This is a genomic window from Nocardia sp. 852002-20019_SCH5090214 (assembly GCF_001665865.1).
Lineage (GTDB): Bacteria > Actinomycetota > Actinomycetes > Mycobacteriales > Mycobacteriaceae > Nocardia > Nocardia nova.
This window is the reverse complement of record NZ_LZMK01000424.1, coordinates 1-511: the sequence shown is the minus strand read 5'-3', so window position 1 is coordinate 511 and position 511 is coordinate 1. Positions and strand designations below refer to the sequence as shown.

1 protein-coding gene is annotated in these 511 nt (G+C 71.4%); it reads right to left on the bottom strand.

The features are described from left to right. The coding region (locus A5780_RS36705; protein ID WP_156769758.1) for an AAA family ATPase at window positions 1–511 on the bottom strand (511 nt) is incomplete at both ends.

Sequence of the window (511 nt, the reverse complement as noted above, 5' to 3'; positions counted from 1 at the left end):
ACCCCGGCCCGATCAGGTCCACCCACTCCGGGATGGTGTCGGTATCGGCGGTGCCGTCGAGGAATTGGTCGATGTGGACGTTGAGCATGTCGACGGTAGCGGTGGGAACGCCGGTGTCGTCGCGCAGCTGCGCGGCCGCCGATCCGGTCGGCGCCAATCCCAGCACGTAGCGGCCTTGGCCGGTCCAGGCGTCGACGAGCACCCGCATCGCGGTGGTCTTCCCGGTCCCGGCCGGGGCGACCGCGACCTGAAACCTCTTGCCGGAGGTGGCGAAGGCCTCCACCATCTCGGCTTGGCCCGTGTTCAGGCCGCGCCCATCGTTGTTGGCGGCGAACTCGACCTCCGCGGTCTGGACCGCGGAGCGTGGGATCGTGGCGCCGCCGCCGAGGCCGGCGGTGGCGATCAGCCTCTTCTCCGCGGCGACGATCTGCGGCGAGGTGTAGAGGGTGGATCCGGCGGTGACGTAGACGCTGGTCCCGTCCGCGCGGGCCAAAGCCGGTGTGGGGGCGGC